The organism is Cupriavidus sp. SIMBA_020, from assembly GCF_046535395.1.
GTDB classification, from domain to species: domain Bacteria; phylum Pseudomonadota; class Gammaproteobacteria; order Burkholderiales; family Burkholderiaceae; genus Cupriavidus; species Cupriavidus campinensis.
The window spans coordinates 1-249 of record NZ_JAWRWU010001293.1 but is presented as its reverse complement, the minus strand read 5'-3'; the positions used below and the strand labels follow the sequence as shown (position 1 = coordinate 249).

The following is a 249-nucleotide window of genomic DNA, read 5'->3' as shown; positions in this document are numbered from 1 at the left end:
CGGGCAGTTGCTTGGTCTGCGGCTTGCCGGCGTTGATCATCGGTTCGATGGTGAACATCATGCCCGGCTGCAGCACCATGCCTTCGCCCGGGCGGCCATAGTGCAGCACCTGGGGATCGTCGTGGTAGATCTGGCCGATGCCGTGGCCGCAGTATTCGCGCACGATGCTGAAGTGCTCGCGGTGCGCGACGGTCTGGATGGCGTGGCCGATGTCGCCCAGCGTGGCGCCCGGCTTGACCGCCAGGATGC

General features: G+C 66.7%; 1 protein-coding gene. It reads right to left on the bottom strand.

The annotated features are described in order from the left end of the window. A partial coding sequence (locus SB751_RS33680) for a M24 family metallopeptidase (protein WP_410749455.1) occupies positions 1-249 on the bottom strand: 249 nt, incomplete at both ends.